This is a genomic window from Agrobacterium sp. D14, from assembly GCF_001526505.1.
GTDB lineage: Bacteria > Pseudomonadota > Alphaproteobacteria > Rhizobiales > Rhizobiaceae > Agrobacterium > Agrobacterium leguminum.
Genome location: NZ_ASXX01000046.1, coordinates 1 through 3,141, shown reverse-complemented (window position 1 = coordinate 3,141; position 3,141 = coordinate 1). Strand labels below are relative to the sequence as shown.

General features: G+C 62.9%; 3 protein-coding genes. All 3 read right to left on the bottom strand.

Annotated elements, in window-relative coordinates; all coding sequences use genetic code 11:
• Nucleotides 1-165: 165 nt before the first annotated feature.
• Entirely contained in the window at nucleotides 166-708 is a 543-nt protein-coding gene (locus L901_RS21205; RefSeq protein ID WP_059760082.1) for a hypothetical protein, read from the bottom strand.
• A gap of 116 nt (nucleotides 709-824) precedes the next feature.
• Complete coding sequence (locus L901_RS21200) at nucleotides 825-1,889, bottom strand: hypothetical protein (protein WP_059760080.1); 1,065 nt, start codon at nucleotides 1,887-1,889, stop codon at nucleotides 825-827.
• 334 nt (nucleotides 1,890-2,223) lie between these two features.
• Nucleotides 2,224-3,141: hypothetical protein (locus L901_RS27515; protein ID WP_059760078.1), on the bottom strand; the 918-nt coding region annotated here is incomplete at its 5' end.

The following is a 3,141-nucleotide window of genomic DNA, read 5'->3' as shown; positions in this document are numbered from 1 at the left end:
GGATCGCCGGTCAGTCGTGTCGTGTCGAACGTCGGGCTATAGCGGCAGGTGAGATGACCATCGACTTCGACGATCTTGCTTTCCAGCAGACCGTTGCGCAGAGCGATCCGGCGCGCCTCGCGAAGGCTAAGATGACGAAGGCGGCGGATAAACAGTCGGGCGAGCTTATCCATCAATCCGACCTCCCGTCTCCGCGGCAATAATTGCCGTCCGGGCGTTCTGCACCGGATCGCGCGGGCGCGTCCGACCACGCCGCCGCCTGTCAATGCCACCGGGCTTCGGGATCCGCGCCAACACACGCTCGCGCGGCGAACGACGCGACGGATGCGCGTCAGCCGACGAACCGGTCGAGCCAGACAGGCCCAGATGTTCGTTCCGGGACCGATCGAGATCCCGGTTGCGGCTCCGCAGCCAGTCGAGCATCAGGCGGCATGCCGCATTGCCGCTGTCGGCAGTAGCGCGCAACCGCAGCATCAGAGGTTCCGGCACAAGGCCATCCAGCAAAGAACCTTGCCGGACCAAGGCGATCGCCAGGCCGATCAGAACGGCGGGGTCGTCGCGATTGCTCGAACCGTGATCCAGATCATCGGATTGGATAGGAGGAATATTCGCGAGCCTGCCGTGAAGGCAGGGTGACGCGACGCTATCGGTTGTGACCGCTTCACAACGGAAGCCGGCCACAGACGGGCTGTGGGTATCGATGGACATGACTGTCTCCTCGCCGGAGCGCATCGCATCCGGCGTTCGTGGAATGGAAAGGACTGGAGAAGCCGGCCACGCGCTTCAGGCGCGGCCGCGATCAGTACAGCTAAGCTGGCGGCTCGTCAGTGCCCGCGCGAACGGCGGGCAAAACCGACCCGGATACGGACCGGTTCGGGCTCGTCGTCCTGATCGTCGAAGCAGCCGAGATCGTAGTGACCGTCGTCCTCGTCCTGCGCGGCCATTGCCTGCTCTTCCTCATAAGCGCGAGACGAACCGTTCAGCGCAATCAGCGGCTTGCCCGGCATGATCGAGGCAGAGCCGGCATCTGGCACGACTGCCGCCATGATACCGAGGGCCTTGCGGGCTTCGACTTCCAGAAGCTGCTGCACGCGGCAGCCGAAGCGCAGACGCAGCTCGGCCATGCAGGCGGCGACACCATCGATTTCCAGCAGGTCATCGAGTTCAGACAAGGCCCATATGCCGCTGGCATGATCGCTCGGACGGCTGGCGCCGTCGACGATCGCGACCTCCACCGTGTCGACCATCAGGCGCTTCTGGGTTTTATAGAGCCAGTCCGGCAGAACCATTGCCGAGGCCATCATCTTCAGCTTCAACTCTTCGAGACGGCTGGTGTCGCCGTAAGAAGCGAGCGAACGCTTCAGGTCGAGGATGTAGGCAGTGTGCCGGGCGCGGTTCACGAGGATGAGATCCGGCGTGTACGATCCCTTGGCCGGCGCCTCGCAGTCGAGCTTCACGCCGTCAAGGGACGACCAGTCGTTTCCAGCGACGGCTTCGAGCGCCGCCTTGACCAAAGGAAGCTTCAACGACTGGGTCAAGACAACAATGTTGGGATTGGCCTTCGACAGCCGCTCGACCGCCTGCTCCAGGAGCTTGCCTTCGCGGAACGAAACGGCACGGACGAGCGAGGCGATGTGAACGTAGTGGCCGAGGATTTCATCCTCGACGGGTTCGCCGTCGGCGATTGCCGCAATGGCTCGATCGATCAGCAGATCGAGATCGGCCTCGACTTCGGCGAAGCGAACGATATGCGGATGGCGGCGCAGCGCCGACGGCTCGCCGATGCTGTAAGCGCCGATACCGAATGAGCGGTGGGAGAACATCGATGCCGCAGCGACAGTCGAACGAAGAACTTCCCCGGCAGGGGTAGAGAGAGTATGCGTGGTCATAGCCCGATTCCTTTTTGCGAAGGCTTGAGGGTCAGGCCCTTGTCGATGTTGGTAGCATCGGCTTGGGCCGCTTTATGTCCGGTCTTCCGAACGCCCCCAACCTGGCAGGACCGGGAGCCGGGCTCAAGGACCCGGAACAACAAAAAAGAACAAAGCCGGTACATAGTTAACGGTGGGCTCACGAAGTCCGGACCAACGAAGGCGCCCGGTGATCGCAACGGTCGACCTGCGTGTTTTCCGCTCGCCATCATCAGGCAAAAGGAAAAGGGCCGATATGCGGCCCTTCCGAGTTTGGCGGGAAGGCCGGTCGCCCGGCCCTCGTGCAACTTGCAACTTACCGCGTGACGGCTGGCGCGAGTTCAACATCGGCGATGCTGTCATCGCCAAGCGCCGGCACCTTGGCAAACTGCTTGCGGTTTCGCGGTGCCTCCCGGCTGACCGTCATGAAGCCGCCGGACGCCTCCTCCAGCGCCGCGCCAAACCGGTCGATCGCCTCATCCGGGCCATCGGCATCATCAGAGACCTCGTCCGGCATAGCCGGCTCGGCATCGTGATGATCGCCGACGCTGTCCGCTTCTGCCGGAACCGCCGGTTCGGAAACCGGAGCAGTTGGCACCGCGAGCGGCCATTCCGGCTTCCGCTCTTTGGAGACCGCCCAGCCGAGCACCGGAAGCACATGCAGCGCAAGCCAGTCCCGCATGTCTTTCGACTTCGGCCAGCCATCGACACCCCCCAATGTGTAGAGCGTGTCGTTGACCTCGGCCCAGCCGCTTCCTTTCGGGAACTTCGTGGCCTTAGTGTTGCGGCCATAATCGAGCTCCGGCTCGAGGAACAAGGCCAGGCTTTCCAGTTCCTGACGCGCGACGCGGGCGATGTCCTGGATTTCCTTCGCCAGCGCCTCCTTGATCACGCGGCTTCTGGTCAACGAAGCCTCGACCGCCTTGCAGATCGTGACCACGTGCTCGTTGAACGCCTTCACTCCATCGCGGATCTTGGCCGCAATCAACACTTTCAGTCCAGCCACACCGCCGACCCAGAACTGATCGTCCTTCTCGGCGTTGTCGCCACCCTCCTCACCACCGGAAAGAATGGTCTTTACGTCGACGACCTGCAGACGCCCGTTCTCCTCGGCAAAGGCAATGGCCGCCGTAATCTGGTCGGTCGTTGCCGAACTCAGATGGAACAGCGCTGTTGCCCCGACCGAGAGATCGACCAGTTCGTCGCGAACATGGCCGAGGTTGCGGAACACCGC

Excerpts from the sequence above, each read along its gene's own strand:
- L901_RS21200 (WP_059760080.1), bottom strand. The coding sequence starts at position 1,889 with ATGACCACGCATACTCTCTCTACCCCTGCCGGGGAAGTTCTTCGTTCG.
- L901_RS21205 (WP_059760082.1), bottom strand. The coding sequence starts at position 708 with ATGTCCATCGATACCCACAGCCCGTCTGTGGCCGGCTTCCGTTGTGAA.